This is a genomic window from Streptomyces naganishii JCM 4654, from assembly GCF_014650575.1.
Taxonomy (GTDB): domain Bacteria; phylum Actinomycetota; class Actinomycetes; order Streptomycetales; family Streptomycetaceae; genus Streptomyces; species Streptomyces naganishii.
This window is the reverse complement of the sequence record NZ_BMVF01000001.1, coordinates 33,774-54,673: the sequence shown is the minus strand read 5'-3', so window position 1 is coordinate 54,673 and position 20,900 is coordinate 33,774. Positions and strand designations below refer to the sequence as shown.

Here is a 20,900-nt window from a genome sequence, read left to right as displayed (position 1 = left end):
GTAAGCCCCTTACAGGCCGGACTCGGCCGTGCGCACCAGGATGCGCCGGCAGTTCTCGCAGCGTACGACCGTGTCGGGGGCGGCCGCTCGGATCTCGTTCAGCTCGGTGATGGCGAGCTCCTGGCGGCAGCCCTGGCAGGTGCGCTGGTACAGCTTGGCCGCGCCGATGCCGCCCTGCTGCTCGCGCAGCTTGTCGTAGAGCTTGAGCAGGTCGGCCGGTACGGAACCGGCGATGACCTCGCGCTCCTTGGTCACCGAGGACGCCTCGCCGTCGAGCTCCTCCAGGGAGGCGTCACGGCGCGCGGTCGCGTCGTCGATCTTCGACTGGACCGAGGCTACGCGCCCGGTCAGCTCGGCGACCCGCTCCTGCGCGGACTCGCGGCGCTCCATGACCTCCAGGACGACGTCCTCGAGGTCGGCCTGCCGCTTGGCGAGGGAGGCGATCTCGTGCTGGAGGTTGGAGAGGTCCTTGGGCGAGGTGACCGCGCCGGAGTCCAGGCGCTGCTGGTCGCGGGCGGCGCGCTGGCGCACCTGGTCCACGTCCTGCTCGGCCTTGGTCTGCTCGCGGGCGGTGTCGCTCTCCTCGGTCTGCGCGGCCACCAGCAGGTCGCGCAGCTGCGTGAGGTCCTTGGTCAGCGACTCGATCTCGGCGTGCTCGGGCAGCGACCGCCGCTTGTGCGCGAGCTGCTGGAGGCGGACGTCGAGGGCCTGAACGTCGAGGAGTCGGATCTGGTCGGCGGGCGCGGCGTTCAGTTGGGGGCTCCCGAGGGGCTAGTGGTGGCGGTGGACGCCGCATGGGCGGTCCAGGGGTCGGTGACCGTCTTGGAGACGTGGACCCTGAGGTCCCATCCGTGCCGGTCGGAGATCTCGTCGAGCTGGGCGGCCGCCAGCTCGCACCAGGGCCACTCGGTGGCCCAGTGCGCCGCGTCGAGCAGCGCGAGAGGACTGTGGGCGCGGGCCTCGGAGGCCGGGTGGTGGCGCAGGTCCGCGGTCAGGAAGGCGTCGACGCCGGCGGCCCGTACGTCGTCGAAGAGGCTGTCGCCGCTGCCGCCGCTGACCGCGACGGTGCGTACGACCGCGTCCGGGTCGCCGGCCACCCGGATGCCCTGCGCGGTGGCGGGCAGGCACCGCGCGGCGCGCTCGGCGAGCTCGCGCACGGTCAGCGGGTGGTCCAGGGCGCAGACCCGGCCGAGGCCCCGGCGGCCCTCCGGGTCGGTGGCGTCCGGTACGAGGGGCCGTACGACCCTGAGGTCGAGGGCGCCGGCCAGGGCGTCGGAGACTCCCGGGTCGGCGGTGTCGGCGTTGGTGTGCGCCACGTGCAGCGCGATGTCGTTCTTGATCAGGGTGTGCACCACGCGGCCCTTGAAGGTGGAGGCCGCGACCGTGGTCGTACCGCGCAGGTAGAGCGGGTGGTGGGTGACCAGCAGGCCGGCGCCCAGCTTCACCGCCTCGTCGGCGATCTCCTGCACCGGGTCGACGGCGAACAGGACCCTGCCGACCTCCTGGTCGGGATCGCCCACGACGGTGCCGACCGCGTCCCAGGACTCGGCCCGTTGGGCGGGCCAGAGGTTCTCCAGCGCGGCGATGACTTCAGACAGACGGGGCACGGGTGCAAGGCTACCTGTGTGGTCGGCCCGCCTGAACCGGTGCCGTCCCGCCTCCTGGACCGGCGCCGTCCCACCGTCCGGGGCAGGTACCGTCCCGTCCTCCCGGACCGGTGCCGTCCCGCCGCCCCGGTCCGGTGCCGTCCGGCCGGTCCGCGTCCGGCCGTCCAGCACAACCGTCCCGGTTTCCTCAGGCGAATCGTTCCTGGGCCACCCGTATGTGTGAAGTCGCCGCCCGCCGGTCCGCCGTCTGTGCGTACGAAAACTACCGTCCTCACCGGAGGTGACCGAACGATGACAGTCTGTGTTGTCGAACCTTCGGCGGCCGACGAGGGCGACGGCCCGCCGCGGGCGGGCTGCGCGATCACGGCGGACGGCTCCTACGCCGCCCGGCTCGCGCGCAGGGGTGACTCCTGGTTTCCGGAGCGCTGGACGCTGGACGGGCCCGAGCCGTACGCGGTGCCGCTGCCCGGCGACCAGCCCGAGGAGCCGGGCACGGAGGTGCAGCCGATGGGCGACGGCCGGGTCCTGATCCACCGGCCGGTGGCCGGGCGGCACACCTTCTCGCTGCTGTACCCGACCGGCCCGGGCACCGGCGAGCTGCCGCTCGGCGCCATCGAGTGCCCCGAGGACACCCGGCTGCGGCTGCTGCCCCCGGCGCCCGGCGGCGAGCGGGCGTACGCGCTCGCGGTGGGCGCGCGCTCCTCGGTGGTGTGGCTGGTGGCCGGCGGCGGCCGCGGTCCCGAACACGCTCCCGAGTACGTGGCCGAGGTGCCGGGCCGCTGCTCGGGCGGGGTCTGGCTGGACCGTGCCGGGCGGCTGCTGGCGCTGGACCGGGAGACCGGCGGGCGCACCAAGACGGTCGTACTGGACCTCGGGCGCGGCGGGGAGATGTCGCCGCTGCTGCAGATCGCGGACGGCAGCGACGACCGGCTGCTGTGCGCCGACCCCGACAGCGGGCTGCTGCTGATCCGCTCGGACGCGCCCTCGCCCGGGCAGCAGCGGCTGGGCTGGGGGGTGCTGGGCAGCACGCTGCCGGTGCGTTTCCCGGAGTGCCTGCGGCTGCCGGAGTGCGTGGCGACGCCGTTCGCGATCCAGCCGGGGCAGGTGCTGACGCCGGAGCAGTGCGCGGTGGCGCTGCGCTGCGACGGGGCGTTCGGCAGCTGGGTCGGCGTGTGGCGTCCGGCCGAGCGGGTGGTGCGTCATCTGCCCGCGCCCGAGGGGTGGCTGACCGGTGCCGGGACCTGGACGGAGGAGGGTGTGCTGCGGCTGCCGTACGCCACCGCTGCGGTGCCGTGCGGGGTGGCCCGCTGGACCGCGCCGGGCCGGGAGCCGGACCCGGGGAGGCACCCGGCGCCACCGCGGGATCCGGCACCCGCGTCGCGCACCGCGCCCGCCCCGCGCAGGGCGCCCGCCCCGGGCACGGCGCCCGCCCCGGGCACGACGCCCGTCCCGGGCGTGACGCCCGTCCCGGGCGTGACGCCCGTCCCGGGCGTGACGCCGGTGCGGCGGACGGCGGTCGTGCTGGCGAGGGCGTTCACCCCGGAGACGGCCGCGGTACTGCGTACGGCGGCGGGCCTGGAGACAGCGGCCGGCGAACCGGCGACGGCGGCCCTGGACAGGGCGGCGGCATCGGCCCCGGTGACGGCCGGGGCGCCCCCGCAGCAGCCGGAACCGGACCGCGGCGAAGCCCCCGTACCGCGTCCCGTTCCGCTCCAGAAGGCGCCGCTGGGACGACTTGTAACGAAGTAGTGCCGGTTGGCGTGGCCGCCTGGATTCGACCCGAGGTGTGCCGGTTAAACTCGCCCGGCTGTACGAAAGATCATGTTGACGGGGTGAATTCTTCCGATGAGCGACGCCAGGACGACCCAGCCGCTTGAGGCGCTTGAGACCGAGGCCCAGCAGGGCACGGGCCACGGCAGGCACCGCGGTCCGGTCTCGTCCCACGAGGACGGGGCGGTCCCGAACGGCCGGCACCGCAAGCCCGCCGAGGAGGCCGAAGCAGCGGCCTGACGGCACGGCGGGAAACCGCGACGGCCCCGCCCCTTTCACGGGGGGCGGGGCCGTTCCGCGTCCAGGCCCCGACGAGGCTCAAGTCACCCCGCTACCCCCGCCGCAGCCCCAGCACCTCCGCCGCCGCGAACGTCTCCCCCTGTGGACGCCCGGCGTAGTGCGGGGTGAGCAGGGCGTCGAGTTCGTCGTACGTGAAAGTGTCCTGTTTGCTGTCGAACCTGGCCGCCACGCGCGGCCGTTCGACCACCGCGACCATGCCGCCGTGCACGACGAGCAGTTGTCCGTTGATCCGTGCGGCGGCGGGCGAGGCGAGGTAGCCGACGAGGGGTGCGACGTGTTCGGGGGCGAGCGGGTCGAGGCCGTCCTCGGGGCGGGCGAAGCCGGCGAAGACGTCCTCGGTCATCCGGGTGCGGGCGCGCGGGCAGATCACGTTGGACGTCACGCCGTACTTGGCCAGGGCCAGCGCGGTGGAGGTGGTCAGCCCGACGATTCCGCCCTTGGCCGCCGCGTAGTTGGGCTGTCCGGCGGAGCCGGCGAGGAATGCCTCCGAGGAGGTGTTCACGATGCGCCCGTAGACCGGGCCGCCCGCCGCCTTGGAGCGCTCGCGCCAGTGCGCGGCGGCGAAGCGGACGGTGTTGAAGTGGCCCTTGAGGTGGACCCGGATCACCGAGTCCCACTCCTCCTCCGACATGGAGAAGACCATACGGTCGCGCAGGATGCCCGCGTTGTTGACCAGGATGTCGAGCGCGCCGAACTCCTGGACGGCCGCCGCCACCAGGGCGCGGGCCTGCTCGAAGTCGGCGACGTCGCCGGTGTGGGCGACGGCCCGGCCGCCCGCGGCCCGGATCTCGGCGGCGACCTCCTCGGCCGGACCGGAGGAGGCCGCTCCTGAGCCGTCCCGGCCCGGCTGCCCGTAGTCGTTGACGACCACGGCGGCGCCGAGCCGGGCGAGTTCGAGCGCCTCGGCGCGGCCGAGTCCCCGGCCCGCGCCCGTGACGACGGCGGCCCGGCCCTCCAGGGGCAGTGGCGGTGGCAGTGACATCGGTGTCCTTCCCTCTCCGGGTGCCCGGGACGTGTCAGATCTCGATGCAGGTGCGCAGCGCCGTGCCCGAACGCATCTGGTCCAGCGCCTCGTTGACGCCGGCCAGCGGCACCCGGTGGGTGATCAGGCCCTCCAGGTCGATACGGCCGGCCCGCCACAGCGCGATAGTCCGCTCGTAGGAGCGCACCACGTCCCCGCCGCCGTACAGCGAGGGCAGGATGCGCTTCTCGTCGAAGAACAGCTCGAACATGTTGAGCTGGAGGAAGTCGTCCATGGCGCCCGCGCCGACCACGACGAGGGTGCCGCCGCGCCGGGTGTTGTCGTAGGCGGTGCGTGCGGTGGCGGACCTGCCGACGACCTCGAAGACGTAGTCGAAGCCCTCGCCGCCGGTCACCTCCTGCTTGGCGCCGGGCAGTTCGCCGGGTGCCACGGCCCTGGTGGCGCCGAAGCGCAGTGCGGCCTCGCGCCGTCCGGCGACCGGGTCGACGGCGACGATCTCGGCGGCGCCCTTCAGCCGCGCGCCCTGGATCGCGGAGATGCCCACTCCCCCGCAGCCGATGACGGCGACCGACGAACCGGTCGCCACGTCGGCGGTGTTGAGGGCGGCGCCGAGGCCGGTGGTGACCCCGCAGCCGATGAGGGCGGCGATGTCGAAGGGCACGTCGTCCGGGACCGGCACCGCGCACCCGGCGTCGACGACGACCTCCTCGGCGAAGGTGCCGGTGCCGGCGAAGCCGAACACGTCCCCGCCGGGCCGCCGGAAGTTGGGGGTGCCCGCGTTCATGAAGCCCGCCAGGCACAGTTCGGTCTGCCCGCGCCGGCAGGCGGGACAGGCGCCGCAGGCCGGCAGCCAGCACACCACCACCCGGTCACCGGCCCGGAGGTGGCCGACGCCCTCCCCCACCTCGACGATCTCGCCCGCGCCCTCGTGTCCCGGCACGAACGGCGCCGGCTGCGGCAGCACCCCGCTCATCGCGGACAGGTCCGAGTGGCACAGGCCGGTGGCGCGCACCCGGATCCTCACCTTGCCGGGGCCGGTGCCCACCGCCTCGACGTCGTCGAGGACCTCCAGTTTGTCCTGGCCGGTCTCGTGCAGTACGGCTGCGCGCATGGTGCGGCTCCCCTCGGGCGGGTGGATGGGCTCAGGAGTGCTGGACGACGGTGTCGGTGAGGACCGGCGCGGCGTCGCGCTCGACGGCGCTCACCTCCACGCGTACGGCGCCGTCCTGGCGCCACATGCGGATGCGCAGGGTCTCGCCGGGGTACACCACGCCGGCGAAGCGGGTGGCGTAGGACCGTACGCGGGTCACGTCGCCGCCGAGCAGGGTGTCGACGACCGCCTTGAGGGCGATGCCGTAGGTGCACAGGCCGTGCAGGATCGGCCGGTCGAAGCCGGCGGTCCTGGCGAACTCCGGGTCGGCGTGCAGCGGGTTGTAGTCGCCGCTGAGGCGGTACAGCAGCGCCTGGTCCTCACGGGTCGCGTGTTCGAGGGTGCGGTCGGGATCGCCCGCGGGCGGCTCGAGCCGGGCGGAGGGGCCGCGGTCGCCGCCCCAGCCGCCCTCCCCGCGTACGAAGATCTGCGCGTCGTTGGTCCACAGCGGGCCGTCCGCGTCGACGGCCTCGGTGCGCATGACGAGCACGGCCGCGGTCCCCTTGTCGTACACGGCGGCGATGCGGGCGGTGGTGGCCGCCGTGCCCTGGACGGGGACGGGCCGGTGCACGGTCAGCGACTGGCCGCCGTGCAGCACGCGGGCGAGGTCGACCTCGACGCCGGGCATGGACAGGCCGCCGATCACTCCGGGCGAGCCGGCGCCCGCGACGGTGGCGAAGCTCGGCAGGACGTGCAGCCGGGTCTCCAGGGTGTAGCGCAGCTCGTCGGGGTCGGTGGCGGGGACGCCCGCGCCGATGCCGAGGTGGTAGAGCATGACGTCCCTCGCGGTCCACGAGATCTCGCCGGTCCGGGGGCCGGCCGCGAGGGCCTTGGCTGCGTCGATGGGCATGGGTCTCCTGAGGTCTGCCGGCGGGCCAAGACCTCGGTGGGGCCGTCCGCACCGTCGGCCGCACCGAGGTCGCCATGGGCAGGACCGGGCCGCGAAGCCCGTCGGGGTAGAACGCGTTCCAGTCCGGCGCCCTCTGTATAGCCCAGCGCTCGCGGGTTGGGAAGCCTCCTGACGGCATGTCAGATGGAGTGGCGGTGCGCGGGCGGACGGTGACGGGGGCGCCAGGACGGGCGGTCGCCGAGGCGCCCGGGCGGGCGGTCGCCGAGGCGCCCGGGCCGACGGTGACATTTGTACTGCCCGGGTCGCGTACGGCTGTCCCGCCCAAGTCCGTACACGCGCATCTGCCGGGCGGGCCGCCCGGACCGTAGCGTCGTGTTCATGACGGAGACACAGACGCGGACGGGATGTGCCGTGTCCTTCACGGGGGCGGTCAAGGCATTCGGCGCGGTGCGCGCCGTGGACGGGGTCGACCTGCGGATCGGGCGGGGCGAGACGGTGGCCCTGCTCGGGCGCAACGGCGCGGGCAAGTCGACGGCGATCTCGCTGCTGCTCGGGCTGTACGCGCCGGACGCGGGCACGGTGGAGCTGTTCGGCGGTGAGCCGGAGCGCGCGGTGCGCGCCGGGCTGGTCGGGGCGATGCTCCAGGAGGCGCGGGCGGTGCCCCGCGTCACCGTGCGCGAGCTGGTCCGCTTCGTGGCGGGGCGCTACCCCGATCCGCTGCCGCTGCAGCGGGTGCTGGAGCTGGCCGGGATCACGGAACTCGCGGCGCGGCGCGTGGACCGGCTGTCCGGCGGCCAGCAGCAGCGGGTGCGCTTCGCGGTCGCGCTCGCCGGGAATCCCTCGCTGCTGGTGCTGGACGAGCCGACGGCCGCGCTGGACGTGGAGGCGCGGCGGGCGTTCTGGGAGTCGATGCGGGCCTATGCGCGCGCCGGCCGCACGGTGCTGTTCTCCACGCACTACCTGGAGGAGGCGGACGCGTACGCCGACCGGATCCTCGTCCTCGACCGGGGGCGGATCGTCGCCGACGGCACCGGTGAGCAGTTGCGGCAGGCGGCCGGCGGGAGCCTGGTCGCCTTCGACCTGGCCGGGCGCGGCCGCGAGGGCCTTCAACTGCTGCCCGGGGTGCGCGCGGTGGAGGTGCGCGGGGACCGGGCGCGGCTGCGCACCGACGACTCCGACGCGACCGTGGTGGCGCTGGCCGGCATGGGCGCGATACGGAACCTGGAGGTGGCCCCGGCCTCCCTGGACGACGCGTTCCTGGCCCTGACGGCGGACGGCACGGAGCGCCCGGACAGCACGGAGCGCCCGGAGGGCACGGGACGCCCGGACGGCACGGACGGGTCCGGCGGGGCCCGCGGGACGGATGAGACCGACGAGATGGAGACGGTGTGATGTCCGGCGTGTTCGACTACCTGCGCCTCGAGGTGCGCCGCACCCTGCGCGACGTGGGCTTCGTGATCGGCGGCATCGCGATGCCGGTGATGATGTACCTGCTGTTCACCAACCTCGGGGAGAACGACCCCACTTGGCGGACGGCGTCCATGGTCGGCATGGCCGCGTACGGCGCGGTCGGCTCGGCGCTGAACACCGGCGGCGGGGTCGCCGAGGACCGCACGGTGGGCTGGCTGCGGCAGCTGAGGGTGACCCCGATGACGCCGCGTCAGGTGGTCGCCGGCCGGGCGCTGACCGGTTCGGTGACGGTGCTGCCCGCGATCTGCGCGGTGCTGCTGGCGGGCGGGCTGGTCAACGGCGTACGGCTCCAGGCGTGGCAGTGGGCGGTGACCGCGCTGCTGCTGTGGCTGGGCTCGCTGCCCTTCACGCTGCTCGGGCTGGGCAACGGCTACGGGCTGACCGCGCAGACCACGGGCGTGGTGAACATGGTGTGCAACCTGGGGCTCGCGGTCCTCGGCGGCCTGTGGTTCCCGGTGTCGCTGTTCCCGCACTGGCTGCGCGCGGTGTCCGCGTACACGCCGACGCACCGCTTCGCCGACCTGGGCCTTGCGGTGACCGAGGGGCACGCGCCGGCGGCGGGCGCGGTCCTGGTGCTGACGGCCTGGCTGCTGGCGTTCGGCTCGTACGCTGTGCTGTCCTACCGCCGCAACGCGGGCGCGGTCTGAACGGGGGTGCGGAAGATGAGCGGGTGTGAGGGGACGCGGGCGGACCGCAGGGCGTGGCGGGCCGGGAAGCGGGACGAGCACGCGGGGCCGCCCCCCACCGGTTTCACGCTGCTGCCGTGGCTGCTGATGGGGCTGGGCTCGCTGTCCAACGTCCTCCAGGGCAAGACCCCGAACCCCTGGGTCGGCGTCATCGGCCTGCTCACCTTCAACTCGCTCTACATCTACGTCGTCTTCCGCGCCTTCGACAAGCAGCGGCGCGAGGCCGTGTCCACGCGGCTGGCGCTGCTGCTGATGGGCGCGGTGACCACCGGTCTCGCCCTGGGCTACGGCGGCAACTGGCTGCTGTTCTTCCCGCTGCTGGGCCTCGCGGCGGGCGCGGCGCTGCGCGGGCCGTGGCTGGGCAGGACGGGGCTGCTGCTCACCGCGCTCGCGGGTGCGGTCTCCGCGTACCGCGAGGGCTGGAACGGCATCAACATCGCCTACGGCACCTTCCTGTCCAGCATGGTGACCGCCGCGATCCTGGGCCTGAGCGAGGCCGTGCGGGAGTTGCGGGCGGCGCGGGAGGAACTGGCGCGGCGGGCGGTGGAGGAGGAACGGCTGCGCTTCTCGCGTGATCTGCACGACCTGCTGGGCCACACCCTGTCGGTGATCGTGGTGAAGTCGGAGGCGGCCCGGCGGCTGGCGCCCCGGGACCTGGACGCGGCGCTGAGCCAGGTCAACGACATCGAGTCGGTGGGCAGGCAGGCGCTGACCGAGATCCGCGAGGCGGTCACCGGCTACCGCGAGGGCAGCCTGAGCACGGAGCTGGACCGGGCCCGCTCGGCGCTGACCGCGGCCGGCATCGAGCCGGTGGTCCGCCGCTCGGGTCCCCCGCTGACGCCGCGCACCGAGGCCCTGCTGGGCTGGGTGGTCCGCGAGTCGGTCACCAACGCCGTGCGCCACAGCGGCGCGACCCGCTGCGAGATCGCCGTGCACAGCACGGCGGACCACGCCCGCCTCACCGTCTCCGACAACGGCGGGGGCCGCGACGGCGGTGCGCCGGAGGCGGGCTCCGCGGGCGCCGGCGGCACCGGTCTGAAGGGGCTGACCGAACGCCTCGCGGCGGCGGGCGGCTCGCTGCGGGCCGGCCCGTCGCCGCGCGGCGGCTTCACGGTCACCGCCGAACTACCCGCCGATCAGGCGGAGTCGGCGGAGACCGAATCGGTCACGGCGACCAGGGCGACGTGATCCGCCAGCTGACGTCGTCGGCCCAGGAGGTGGCGCTGTCGAAGGCGTTGGAGCCGCCGTCGCTCGCGATGTAGAGGCCGTAGTCGTAGTGGCGCAGGTACCGGGCCGGGTAGTTGTACGAGGCGAAGGACGTCGTCCCCGATCCGCTCCGGCCGGTCGTCGGGCAGAAGGTGGCGTCGGACCGGAACTGCGCGGTGCCGTCCATGGGGGCGCGGCGGAGCCGGTAGTCGAAGTGGCGCAGGAAGTCGCCCGGGTAGTTGCGGGACTCGAGGGAGACGCAGGAGGCGGCGGCGGCGCTCGCCAGGGCCCGGCGGACGATCCAGGTGGCGTCGCTCTTGTCCAGGGCCGAACTGCCCGAGGTGATCGCGGAGATGACGGCCGCGTCGTTCTGGTGGCGGACGTAGTCGGCGGTGCAGCAGGCGGTCGTCGCGCGCAGCGAGATCTCCGAGCCCGGGGTGAGCGTGCCGGTGCTGCCGGTGGGGCCGCCGTATCCGGCCGACACGATGTTCGCCTGTACGGCGTCGTCGGCGGCGTCGGTGGGGATGCCGGAGGTCATCACGCCCTCGAAGAAGGACCCGACGGAGCCGTTGCTGTTGTCGCCGCCGGTGCCGAGGACGATGGCGCCCTCCTGGTGCATGGGCGAGTAGCCGGACGCTGTGGGTTCACCGCCGGAATAGGTGGTGGTGAGTGCGCCGGACTGGGCATTCCCCCATTTGAGCGCGAAATGGTTCTGGCCGTTGTTCTTCAGCAGCGCGGTGACGAAGGGCAGGGGCCCGGTCCCGGTGTTGGAGGTGTTCCTGCTGTAGCCGGCGTCGGACTGGAAGAGGCCGTTCTCCAGATCGGCCTGCACCCAGGGACCCTGGCCGTGACAGGGCGAGAACCAGCACTCGGTGCCGAAGTTGATCGCGTCCATGTGGCCGTTGCCGGTGTCCGTGTTGTTGGTCTCGGCGTTGCCGTAGTCGAAGCAGCAGCGGTTGTTGACGTGGGTGCCGGAGGTGACCATGTACATCCCCTCGGCCTGGCCGTTCACGGCGACGCCGGAGGTGGAGTCGTCCCGGTAGCCCATGCCGGCGGAGATCTCCAGGCCGTACACCTGGTGGCCGCCCACGGTGACCGGCAGGGCGTCGGCGGGCGCGGCCACGTCCGCCGCGCCGGCGCCGCCCGCGCCCTCGACGGTGAGGTCGTTGTGGCGGGGCGACTGGTCGTAGATCTCGGTGATGACGCAGGTCGTGCCGGTGCAGAAGGAGTCCTGGGCGGCCGCGTTCGCATAGCCGCCGGCCGTCAGCGGGCCGACGTCCGCGGTGGCGCCGTCCGAGGCCCGCCGCACCTGGTAGAGCGGGCCGTGGTACGAGGCGTACAGCGCGCGCACCAGGCTGTGCGCGGCGACGCAGGGGGTGCCGGCGGCGCCGTAGACGTCGCAGGGCAGCGAGCCCGCGGCGGCGGCGGGCGGGGCGGCGGCGCCCACGACGAGCGCGGCGACGGTGGCGAGCGTGGCGAGGACGCCGAGGACGGCTCTTCTCAGCCGCCGGTGACACGAGCGCGGAATGGACAAGGGTGCACCTCTTCGCTTCCTGGTGGGGCAGTGCTGCGGGACACCGAATGTCCGGAATACCGGGTGTTCGGAATACCAATCGTTCGGAATACCGGCCGTTCGAGATCCCGGACGCCGTTCGATCGAAATACCGAACCTATTCGGCGACGGAATTCCGGAATTTCAGAGGCGATTGTTTTGGCGCGGCCGTGAACCGTCAACCCCTGCGGCGGCGAAGAACGAGAAGTCTTCGACCGGCCGGCGCTGCCCTACGCTTGGGCCGTGACCGAGATGCCGCGGGACCACCGGCCCGCCAAGTCGATTCGCGTCCTGCTCGCGGAGGACCAGCAGATGATGCGGGGCGCGCTCGCGCTGCTGCTCGGCATGGAGGACGACATGGAGGTCGTCGCGCAGGTGCCCACCGGCGACGCGATCGTCGGCGCGGCACTCACCCACTGCCCCGACGTGGCCCTGCTCGACATCGAACTGCCGGGCCTGAGCGGCCTGGACGCGGCCGCGCGGCTGCGCGAGGAGGCGCCCGGCTGCCGGGTGCTGATACTGACCACGTTCGGCCGCCCCGGCTATCTGCGCCGGGCCATGGAGGCGGGCGCGGCCGGCTTCCTCGTCAAGGACGGCCCGGTGGAGGAACTGGCCGCCGCGATCCGCCGGGTGCTGGCCGGTGAGACGGTGGTCGACCCGGCCCTCGCGGCCGCCGCGCTCAGCGCGGGCCCCAGTCCGCTCACCGCCCGCGAGTGCGACGTGCTGAAGGCCTCCGCGGACGGCGCGACGGTCGCCGACATCGCGGCCGCGCTGCACCTGTCGGAGTCCACCGTGCGCAACTACCTCTCCTCCGCGATCGGCAAGACCAGCACCCGCAACCGCGCCGAGGCCGTCCGCGAGGCCCGCCACCAGGGCTGGCTGTAACCCGCCGGGCCCAGGCCCCCATGCCCGCAGGCCCCCGGACGCCCCCGGCCGCCCCCGGCCGCCCCCGGCCGTACGCGCCTCTACGCGGCCTTGCGCGCGGTGCGCGGCAGCCAGGCCCACATCAGCAGCGCGCCGGCCGCCAGTGTCACGGCCGCCGTGCGGAAGGCCAGCGCGTAGCCGTCCGTCAGGGCCTCGGGAGTGGCCCGGCCCGCCGTACGGGCCGCGGCGATGGTCGACATGACGGCCAGTCCGAGCGAACCCCCCATCGTCCGCGAGGTGTTGACCAGTCCCGAGACCACTCCCGCGTCGCCGGGCGCCGCCCCGGAGGTGGCCAGGGCGGCCAGCGGGGTCGCGGCCAGGCCCGCGCCCAGCATCATCAGTACGCCGGGGAGCATGATGGCGGTCAGGTACGCGCCGTCCGCGCGCATCGTGGACTGCCAGGCGAACCCGGCGGCCGCCACCAGCGTCCCGCCCACCGCCACCCCGCGCGCCCCGGCCGCCGGCATCAGGCGCGGGGCCAGCTTGGAGCCGAGGACGACGGCCAGCGAGCTGGGGACCAGGGCGAGTCCGGCGTCCAGCGGGGAGTAGCCGAGCACGTTCTGGGCGTAGAGGGTCATGAAGAACCACATGCAGAACATGGCCGAACCGCACACGAACATGGCCGCGTTGGCCGACGCCACCGAGCGCAGGCGCAGCAGTGCGAGCGGCATCAGCGGGGCGGCCGTGCGGGCCTCGACGGCGAGGAACAGCGCGACGAGCGCGAGGCCGGCGAGCAGCGGCCCGAGGGTGGCGGCGGCCGTCCAGCCCTCGGCCCCGGTCCGCGAGATGCCGTAGGCGAGGCTCGCCAGGCCGGCGGTCACCAGCAGCGCGCCGGGCAGGTCGAGCCGGCGTCCGCCGGGCGCCCTGCTCTCGGTCAGCCACCGCAGCGAGCCGGCCAGGACGACCGCGCCGACCGGCACGTTGATCAGCAGCACCCACCGCCACGACAGCCCCTGCACCAGCAGTCCGCCGACCAGTCCGCCCGCCGCTCCGCCGCCCGCGCCGACCGCGGTCCAGGTGGCGATGGCCCGCGCCCGGGCCGGGCCCTCGGGCACGGCGGCGGTCAGCAGCGTCAGTGTGGAGGGCGCGAGCACCGCCGCGCCGAGTCCCTGCGCGGCCCGCGCCAGCAGCAACTGCCAGCCGTCCTGGGCCAGTCCGCCGCCCAGTGAGGCCAGCGTGAACATGCCGAGCCCGACGAGGAACATCCGCTTGCGCCCGTACAGGTCGCCGGCCCGGCCGCCGAGCAGCATGAACCCGGCGAAGGCGATCGCGTAGGCGTTGACGACCCACTGCAGGCCCGGTGCGCTGAGCCCGAGGTCGGACCGCATGGACGGCAGCGCCACGTTGACGACGGAGACGTCGAGGACGACCAGGAACTGCCCGGCGCAGGCGAGGGCCACCACGAGCCAGGTGGGCGGCGGCCCGGGGCGGCGGGGGCGGGATATCGGGGTGACGGCGGCTTCGAGCATGGGTGTCATGCTCTCAACCCGCTCGCGCCCCTTGCATCGGGATTTCGCACCGGCCCGCCCGGGTCCCTGGTCCTAGGACCCCGGCCCCCCTTCCCTCTCCCCGCGACCGCTTCCTCACGGAATGGTCAAGAAATCGTTAGTACGCCAAAGCATCGGAATAGTTGCCCGTGCATACAAGGTTCCCCCAGCACCCGTCCCGTACGGACGGCCGCACACTGACCACCTCAAGGCCCGGAGGCCTCACTCCATGACGCTCACACCGACCGAACGGCCCGCACGGAGCGCGAGCGGGGCCGTCGTCCCGGTACTCGCCTTCGCGGGCATCGTTGTCGCGGTGATGCAGACCCTGCTGGTCCCGGTCATCAAGGATCTGCCGCGACTGCTGGACACCTCGCCCAGCAACGCCACCTGGGTCCTGACCTCCACCCTCCTCTCGGGCGCCGTGGCCACACCCATCATGGGCCGCCTCGGCGACCTGTACGGCAAGCGCCGCATGCTGATCGCCAGCCTCGCCGTGATGGTGGCCGGGGCACTGCTCAGCGCGCTCACCAGCGCCCTGCTGCCCATGATCCTGGGCCGTACCCTCCAGGGCTTCGCGATGGGCGCGATCCCGCTGGGCATCGGCCTGATGCGCGACATGCTGCCCCGCGAGCGGCTCGGCTCGGCGATGGCCCTGATGAGTTCCTCGATCGGCGTCGGCGGCGGTCTCGCGCTGCCCGCCGCCGCCCTGGTCGCCCAGCACACCGACTGGCACACCCTGTTCTACGGGGCCGCCGGACTCGGTGTCCTGTGCATCGTCCTCACCCTGCTCACCGTGCCCGAGTCGCCGATGCGCGCCGAGGGCTCCTTCGACCTGCTGGGCGCGCTCGGCCTGTCCGCCGGGCTGGTCCTGTTCCTGCTGCCCATCACCAAGGGCAGCGACTGGGGCTGGTCGTCGGCCACCACGCTCGGCCTGTTCGCCGCCGCCGTCGCCGTCCTGCTGCTGTGGGGCCTGCTGGAGCTGCGGATCGCCGCCCCGCTGGTCGACCTGCGCACCACCGCCCGCCGCGAGGTGCTGCTCACCAACCTCGCCTCGATCATGGTCGGCGTCAGCTTCTACGTCGTCTCGCTGGTCCTGCCCCAGCTGCTCCAGCTGCCCGCCGCGACCGGCTACGGCCTCGGCCAGTCGATGGTCGTCGCGGGGCTGTGCGTGGCCCCGCTGGGCCTGACGATGATGTTCACCGCGCCGGTCTACGCGCGCCTGTCCGCCCGCTACGGCCCCAAGGTCACCCTGATCACCGGCCTGCTCGTCATCGCCGTCGGCTACGGCGGCGGCCTCGGCCTGATGAACGCGGCCTGGCAGACGGTCGTCACCTCCGTCGTCCTGGGCGCCGGCATCGGCCTCGCCTACTCCTCGCTGCCCGCGCTGATCGTCGGCGCGGTCCCCGCCTCCGAGACCGGCGCGGCCAACGGCCTCAACACCCTGATGCGGTCCATCGGCACCTCGGTCTCCAGCGCGGTCATCGGCATGGTGCTGGCCAACACCGCGCACCACGCGGGCGGCCTGGAGATCCCCACCATGCACGGCTTCCGCGTCTCCTTCCTGATCGCCACCGCCGCGGTCGCCCTCGGCCTGGTGCTCGCGCTGTGCCTGCCGAACCCGGCCCGCGCCGCCCGCCTCCAGCTGCGCGCCAGCAGCGAGGAGGACGCCAACCTGGCCCGGGCCGCCGAGGTCCTGCGCGGCTTCCGCGGCCGCGTCCTGGACGCCGAGGGCGCTCCGGTCGCCCGCGCCAAGGTCACGCTGATCGACCGCCGGGGGCGGCAGGCCGGGGCGACCCTGACCGGCGCCGACGGCAGCTACGCCCTCGCGGTGCCCGCCGAGGGCCCGTACGTCCTGGCCGCCCGCGCCGCCGGGCACGGCCCGCGCGCCTCGGCCGCCACCCACGCGGGCGACGACCGTGCGGTCGACCTGGACCTGTCCCTGCCGGGCGAGACGGTCACCGCCTGAGCCGTGAGCGCCGGAGGCTGAGACCCGTCCCACCCGCACCCCCTGTCGCCCGCCCGGCAGGGGGTGCGGCAGCATGGGGCGCCGAAGCCAAGCCCGTACGACCGGAGAGGACCCGCATGCCCGCGGCGCCCAAGCCCGACATCCTGGCCGCCTTCGAGGCCGCCAAGGGGTTCATGCCCACCGACGAGGGGCTCGCGCTGTACGGGGCGGCCGTGGAGGCGGGGCGGCTCGGGCTGCCGCTGCTGGAGGTCGGCACCTACTGCGGACGCTCGACGGTCCTGCTCGCGGACGCGGCCCGCCAGGCGGGCGTGACCGCCCTGACCGTCGACCACCACCGGGGCAGCGAGGAGCAGCAGCCCGGCTGGGACTACCACGACCCGGAGACGGTCGACCCCGAGATCGGCCTGATGGACACCCTGCCCGCCTTCCGCCGCACCCTGCACCGGGCCGGCCTGGAGGAGCACGTGGTGGCGCTCGTCGGCCGCTCGCCGCAGATCGCCGCGCTGTGGAACTCACCCCTCGGACTGGTCTTCGTCGACGGCGGCCACACCGACGAGCACGCCGGCGCCGACTACGAGGGCTGGGCGCCCCACGTCGCCGAGGGCGGGCTGCTGGTCATCCACGACGTGTTCCCCGAGCCGCTGGACGAGTTCACCGGCCAGGCGCCGTACCGCGTGTACCTCAGGGCCCTGGAGTCCGGCGACTTCACCGAAACCTCGGTAACCGGCTCCCTGCGCGTCCTGAGGCGAACCCGGGCGACCGCGGCGGGCCGCCGTTAGAGTCGCTGACGTGTCGTATCTGGGACCCGAGTTCGATCAACCGCAGTCCGGCGGCCCCCGCCGTCCGCGCCGCGGGCCGCTGACCGTCGCCCTGGCCGCCCTGGTGCCCGGCGCGCTCCTCGGCTGGCTGGTGTACGAGACGGTGGGCTCCTCGGGCGCCTCCGGCGGCGGCCCGGACCGGGCGGCCGCGCGGTCGGCGACGGCCTCCCCGCACTCCTCCGCGCCCCTGCTGCCCTCCTACCCGGGCGAGGACGACAAGCAGCCCGGCACGTCCGCCGCCCCCGGCCCGGGCGGCCGGGGCGACTCCTCCGCGCCCGCCGCCTCCGGCTCCCTCAAGGGCAAGGTCGTCGTCATCGACCCCGGCCACAACCCGGGCAACTTCCAGCACGCCTCGGAGATCAACCGCAAGGTGGACATCGGCACCAACCGCAAGGAGTGCGACACCACGGGCACCTCCACCAACGCCGGTTACACCGAGGCCCGTTTCACCCTGGACGTGGCGCACCGGCTGCGCACGCTGCTCGAACAGCAGGGCGCCACGGTGAAGTTGACCCACGACGACGGCTCGCCGTCCTGGGGCCCGTGCGTGGACGAGCGGGCCCGGATCGGCAACGCGGCGCACGCGGACGCCGCCGTCTCCATCCACGCGGACGGCGCGGCGCCCGGCGACCGCGGATTCCACGTCATCCTGCCGGGGTCCGTGCACGCGGGCGCCGCCGACACCCGCCCGATCGTCTCGGCGTCCAAGGACCTCGGCGAGCGCATCGCGGGCAACTTCGTGCGCGTCACGGGCGAGCCGCCCTCCAACTACCTGGGCGACGGCACCGGGCTCGTCACACGTGAGGACCTGGGCGGTCTCAATCTGTCAACGGTTCCCAAGGTGTTCATCGAGTGCGGCAACATGCGCGATAGCAAGGACGCGGCATCGCTGACCAGCGGAACCTGGCGGCAGGAGGCGGCCGAGGGGATCTCTGCGGGAATCGTGAGTTTCCTGCGCGGGTCCTGACCGGCGGCCGAAGCCCGGCGGACAGCCCGCTCGTACGGACGATAAGGTCACCGTACGATGAGGGGCCACCCCCCGCGCTTCGCACCAACGCCTGCCGGCGACACGGTGACAGCGACGCCTCTACCTACGACGAGACGACCTGCGAAGGACCTGAAGTGAATATCCGCTCCCTCACTCGGGGCGACGGCGTGGTGATCGGAGCAGCGGTGTTGCTCTTCATCGCGTCGTTCCTCAAGTTCTACTCCGTCAACGGGTTCAACCTGGACCAGAACGCGTGGGACGACCTCGGCACCGGCCTCGGCCTCTACATGGGCGGGGTCATCGGCGCCGCCCTCGTCGTCGTCAACCGCTGCCTGCCGCAGCCCCGCAAGGTCGCAGGTCTCGACCTCGGGACGGTCGGCGCGGCGTTCACGGTGCTCGTCGCGTGGAGCCTGTTCTGGACCCTGGTGGACGTCCCCACCGGCGGGTCCGCCGCCGCCGGCCTGATCCTCGGCTTCATCGCGGCCCTCGTCCTCGCGGGCGCCGCGATCGCCACCCCTCTGGTGCCCGCGCTCCAGGGCGCGCTGCTGCCTGCCCCGGGCCCGGCCGCGCCGCAGCCCTACGGCGCGCAGCCGCAGGGCGGTTACGGCTACCCGGGCGCCCCGCAGCCGCAGTTCGGCGGGCAGGCGCAGCAGACGCAGCCCTTCCCGGGCGGCGCGCAGCCGCAAGCGGCCCCGCAGCAGGCCGGGCCCGGGGCCTTCTCGCCGTTCTGGTTCGCCGTGCCGGCGCCGCGTCCGCTGTTCGCGGAGGACGGTTCCGCCACGCCGATCGCCGAACTCGCCCCCGGCGTCTGGTACCTGGCGGTGGAGCAGCGCGGCCAGGGCCTGCTGGCGGAGATGCAGGACGGCCGCCGCGGTGTCCTCCAGGACGCGTCCAACATCCAGCGCGGCTGACCCCGCACGGCTGTCCCGCACGGTCGGCCCCGCACGGCCCGAGTGCCTCACGGCCCCTCGCCCTTCCGGGCGGGGGGCCGTTGCCGTACAGTCGCAGCACTTCGGCTGACGTACCGTCAGAAGGTGGCGGGCAGAGGGGCGGTGGCATGCGGCTCGGTCTGGCACTCGGCTACTGGGGGCGCGGGCCCGCCGCGGACCACCTGTCCCTGGCCCAGGAGGCGGAGCGGCTCGGCTACCACTCCGTGTGGACGGCCGAGTCCTGGGGTTCGGACGCGTTCACCCCGCTGACCTGGATCGCGGCGGGCACGTCGACGATCCGGCTGGGCACCGCGGTCGCGCAGATGGCCGCCCGGCCGCCCACCACCACCGCGATGCACGCGCTCACCCTGGACCACCTCTCCGGCGGGCGGATGATGCTCGGCCTCGGGCTGTCCGGACCGCAGGTCGTCGAGGGCTGGTACGGGCGCCCGTTCCCTCACTCGCCGCTGACCGCGACCAGGGAGTACGTCGACGTCGTACGGCAGGTGCTGCGCCGCGAGGCGCCGGTGGAACTGGACGGCCGCTACCACGCGCACCCCTACCGGGGTCCGGACGCCACCGGCCTGGGCCGGCCGCTCCGGCCGATCACGCACCCCCTGCGCCCGGACCTGCCGGTGCTGCTCGGCGCCGAGGGGCCGAAGAACGTGGCCCAGACGGTCCGCATCGCCGACGGCTGGCTGCCGCTGTACTGGGCGCCCACCCGGCCCGAGGTCTACGGCCCCGCGCTCGCCGCCCTGCCCGGGGACTTCCTCGTCGCCCCCATGGCGCAGGTGCGGGTGTGCGAGGACGTGGCCGAGGGGCTGCTGCCCGTCAAGGCGATGCTGGGCTTCTACATCGGCGGCATGGGCCACGCGGCCCGCAACTTCCACGCCGATCTCATGGCCCGCATGGGCTACGAGGCCGAGGCCCGCCGGATCCAGGAGCTGTTCCTCGCCGGCCGCCGCGAGGAGGCCGTACGGGCCGTGCCGGACGCCTTCGCCGACGAGATCTCCCTGGTGGGCCCGCGCGAGCGCGTCGCCGAGCGGCTGGCGGCATGGCGCGAGGGCCCGGTGACGGACCTGCTGGCCCTGGCCCCGGACCCCCGCACCCTGCGGGTGCTGGCCGAGCTGAACGGCTGAACCCGCCTTCTCCTAGGAGCCGCTGTTGAGCTGCGACGTGGACGGCACCTTGTCCTTGACGTTCGCGCCCGCGCTCTTGCCGGCTTCCTTCACCTTGTTGATGGTGTCGTTGAAGCTGTTCGCCGCCGAGCCGTCGCCCTTGCGCAGCTTGGCCGGCAGGTCCTTCAGATTGGCGATCGCCGCCTGGAGCGGGGCGAGGGCCTTGGACAGCGCCGGGTCGCCCTTGGCGTTGCGCACGGCCGCCTTGAGCCGGTTGTACGTGAAGGCGCCCGCGAGACCCGCCTTGACGAGGGTGGCCTTGCGCCCGTGGGCGCCCTTCTTGAACTTGCCCTCCTTGTACGGCTTCCAGATCCACTCGTAGGTGGCCCCGGCCGCCAGGGCCGCGTTCGCGACGAAGCGCGTCTTGGCGAACTTCTGCTTCTCCGCCGAGGTGCTGGGGCTCGGAGTGGCCGCCGCGACGGCGACGGTGGGACTGCGCGGCGCGGTCTCCTGACCCGCGGCCCAGGCGGTGGACCCGGCGAGCAGGGCGCAGCAGACGGTGAGTGCCACCGCGAGGCGGCGTATGGGTACGGGCACGGTGTCCTCCCGTGTAGAGGTGTCGCTCGTGTGCTCCGCAGGTCCGTGTGATCCCGCCGGTGACCTGTGAAACGGGGGTGGCCGGAGTGCTTCGCCGGGTGCTCCGGCCGTCACTCCCCGTACGCGTTACAGGTTTCAATCAGGATTCCGGGGCCAGACGCAAAGCATGTCCCCTCGATATCGCACGGGTTCCAACTCCGCCGGTACGGTCATCGCGGTGGTCGCGGACATCATGGCCGTCATCCTCGGACTGTGGATCCTCATGTATCTGCTGGACGCCAACCGGGCCAACCAGTTGGTCCAGTTCGTCCATGACGCGGCCAACTGGCTCGCCGGCTGGTCGCGTGACCTGTTCACCTTCGACAAGGCATGGGCGCGCGTGGTGGCCGGCTACGGCCTGGCGGCCGTGGTCTACCTGTTCGTCGGCCACGCCATCGCCAACCGCATGCACCGCCACTGACGGCGCCGGGCCGCCGACGGCCGTGTGCCGTCGGCGC

At 73.9% G+C, this 20,900-nt stretch carries 20 protein-coding genes; 12 read left to right on the top strand and 8 right to left on the bottom strand.

Going from position 1 to position 20,900, the window contains the following annotated elements; translation table 11 throughout:
* Nucleotides 1–9 precede the first annotated feature (9 nt).
* Both IE217_RS00255 and IE217_RS00250 read right to left on the bottom strand, forming a co-directional pair.
* Nucleotides 10–753, bottom strand: a complete 744-nt coding sequence (locus tag IE217_RS00255; RefSeq protein ID WP_190176069.1) for a zinc ribbon domain-containing protein — start codon at nt 751–753, stop codon at nt 10–12.
* Nucleotides 750–1,607 carry a Nif3-like dinuclear metal center hexameric protein gene (locus IE217_RS00250; RefSeq protein ID WP_190175598.1) on the bottom strand — a complete coding sequence of 286 codons (858 nt, stop codon included), beginning with the start codon at nt 1,605–1,607 and terminating at the stop codon, nt 750–752. The genes IE217_RS00255 and IE217_RS00250 overlap by 4 nt, the downstream gene beginning before the upstream one ends.
* 291 nt (nt 1,608–1,898) lie before the next feature.
* Here IE217_RS00250 and IE217_RS00245 point away from each other — a divergent pair, with 291 nt between their 5' ends.
* Together IE217_RS00245 and IE217_RS00240 are read left to right on the top strand one after the other, a co-directional pair.
* The gene (locus tag IE217_RS00245) at nt 1,899–3,356 is read left to right on the top strand and encodes a hypothetical protein (protein WP_190175597.1); all 1,458 of its coding nucleotides are present in this window, start codon (nt 1,899–1,901) and stop codon (nt 3,354–3,356) included.
* A 96-nt stretch (nt 3,357–3,452) separates the two neighbouring features.
* Complete coding sequence (locus IE217_RS00240; RefSeq protein ID WP_190175596.1) at nt 3,453–3,617, top strand: hypothetical protein; 165 nt, start codon at nt 3,453–3,455, stop codon at nt 3,615–3,617.
* 91 nt (nt 3,618–3,708) lie between these two features.
* On the opposite strand, the gene IE217_RS00235 is transcribed toward IE217_RS00240, so the two are convergent.
* The 3 genes from IE217_RS00235 to chsH3 are packed head-to-tail and all read right to left on the bottom strand — an operon-like array spanning nt 3,709 to nt 6,659.
* A complete protein-coding gene (locus IE217_RS00235; protein WP_190175595.1) occupies nt 3,709–4,659 on the bottom strand; it encodes a 3-oxoacyl-ACP reductase in 951 nt (316 codons plus the stop codon).
* A 34-nt stretch (nt 4,660–4,693) separates the two neighbouring features.
* On the bottom strand, nt 4,694–5,770 hold the full coding sequence (locus tag IE217_RS00230) for a Zn-dependent alcohol dehydrogenase (protein WP_190175594.1): 1,077 nt from the start codon (nt 5,768–5,770) through the stop codon (nt 4,694–4,696).
* 31 nt (nt 5,771–5,801) lie between these two features.
* Nucleotides 5,802–6,659 carry an enoyl-CoA hydratase ChsH3 gene (gene chsH3 / locus IE217_RS00225; protein ID WP_190175593.1) on the bottom strand — a complete coding sequence of 286 codons (858 nt, stop codon included), beginning with the start codon at nt 6,657–6,659 and terminating at the stop codon, nt 5,802–5,804.
* A 378-nt stretch (nt 6,660–7,037) separates the two neighbouring features.
* On the opposite strand from chsH3, the gene IE217_RS00220 reads away from it, so the two are divergent.
* Genes IE217_RS00220 through IE217_RS00210 form a run of 3 tightly spaced genes read left to right on the top strand, consistent with a single transcriptional unit; the run spans nt 7,038 to nt 10,003 of the window.
* Nucleotides 7,038–8,051 carry an ABC transporter ATP-binding protein gene (locus tag IE217_RS00220; protein WP_190175592.1) on the top strand — a complete coding sequence of 338 codons (1,014 nt, stop codon included), beginning with the start codon at nt 7,038–7,040 and terminating at the stop codon, nt 8,049–8,051.
* 8 nt (nt 8,052–8,059) lie between these two features.
* Entirely contained in the window at nt 8,060–8,776 is a 717-nt protein-coding gene (locus IE217_RS00215) for an ABC transporter permease (RefSeq protein WP_190176068.1), read from the top strand.
* Nucleotides 8,777–8,791: 15 nt separating this feature from the next.
* Complete coding sequence (locus IE217_RS00210) at nt 8,792–10,003, top strand: sensor histidine kinase (protein WP_190175591.1); 1,212 nt, start codon at nt 8,792–8,794, stop codon at nt 10,001–10,003.
* On the opposite strand, the gene IE217_RS00205 is transcribed toward IE217_RS00210, so the two are convergent.
* Nucleotides 9,981–11,555, bottom strand: coding sequence for an alpha-L-arabinofuranosidase B (locus IE217_RS00205; RefSeq protein WP_190175590.1), 1,575 nt, complete (start codon nt 11,553–11,555; stop codon nt 9,981–9,983). The genes IE217_RS00210 and IE217_RS00205 overlap by 23 nt on opposite strands.
* Before the next feature lie 270 nt (nt 11,556–11,825).
* On the opposite strand from IE217_RS00205, the gene IE217_RS00200 reads away from it, so the two are divergent.
* Nucleotides 11,826–12,458 (top strand): response regulator transcription factor, encoded by a 633-nt coding sequence (locus IE217_RS00200; protein WP_190176067.1) that lies wholly within the window; start codon nt 11,826–11,828, stop codon nt 12,456–12,458.
* A gap of 80 nt (nt 12,459–12,538) precedes the next feature.
* On the opposite strand, the gene IE217_RS00195 is transcribed toward IE217_RS00200, so the two are convergent.
* Complete coding sequence (locus tag IE217_RS00195) at nt 12,539–13,975, bottom strand: MFS transporter (RefSeq protein WP_190175589.1); 1,437 nt, start codon at nt 13,973–13,975, stop codon at nt 12,539–12,541.
* 238 nt (nt 13,976–14,213) lie between these two features.
* Between IE217_RS00195 and IE217_RS00190 the strand changes: the two genes are divergently transcribed.
* From IE217_RS00190 to IE217_RS00170, 5 genes are all read left to right on the top strand, one after another.
* A complete protein-coding gene (locus tag IE217_RS00190) occupies nt 14,214–15,953 on the top strand; it encodes an MFS transporter (RefSeq protein WP_190175588.1) in 1,740 nt (579 codons plus the stop codon).
* Nucleotides 15,954–16,069: 116 nt separating this feature from the next.
* Complete coding sequence (locus IE217_RS00185; protein ID WP_190175587.1) at nt 16,070–16,732, top strand: class I SAM-dependent methyltransferase; 663 nt, start codon at nt 16,070–16,072, stop codon at nt 16,730–16,732.
* Nucleotides 16,733–16,742: 10 nt separating this feature from the next.
* A complete protein-coding gene (locus IE217_RS00180; RefSeq protein ID WP_190175586.1) occupies nt 16,743–17,738 on the top strand; it encodes an N-acetylmuramoyl-L-alanine amidase in 996 nt (331 codons plus the stop codon).
* 155 nt (nt 17,739–17,893) lie between these two features.
* Nucleotides 17,894–18,670, top strand: a complete 777-nt coding sequence (locus IE217_RS00175; RefSeq protein ID WP_190175585.1) for a DUF5336 domain-containing protein — start codon at nt 17,894–17,896, stop codon at nt 18,668–18,670.
* A gap of 146 nt (nt 18,671–18,816) precedes the next feature.
* Entirely contained in the window at nt 18,817–19,827 is a 1,011-nt protein-coding gene (locus IE217_RS00170) for an LLM class F420-dependent oxidoreductase (protein WP_190175584.1), read from the top strand.
* Nucleotides 19,828–19,839: 12 nt separating this feature from the next.
* Here the strand turns inward: IE217_RS00170 and IE217_RS00165 are convergent, their stop codons facing one another.
* Complete coding sequence (locus IE217_RS00165) at nt 19,840–20,403, bottom strand: hypothetical protein (RefSeq protein WP_190175583.1); 564 nt, start codon at nt 20,401–20,403, stop codon at nt 19,840–19,842.
* A 166-nt stretch (nt 20,404–20,569) separates the two neighbouring features.
* Here IE217_RS00165 and IE217_RS00160 point away from each other — a divergent pair, with 166 nt between their 5' ends.
* Nucleotides 20,570–20,863 carry a hypothetical protein gene (locus IE217_RS00160; RefSeq protein ID WP_189702859.1) on the top strand — a complete coding sequence of 98 codons (294 nt, stop codon included), beginning with the start codon at nt 20,570–20,572 and terminating at the stop codon, nt 20,861–20,863.
* Nucleotides 20,864–20,900: the final 37 nt, after the last annotated feature.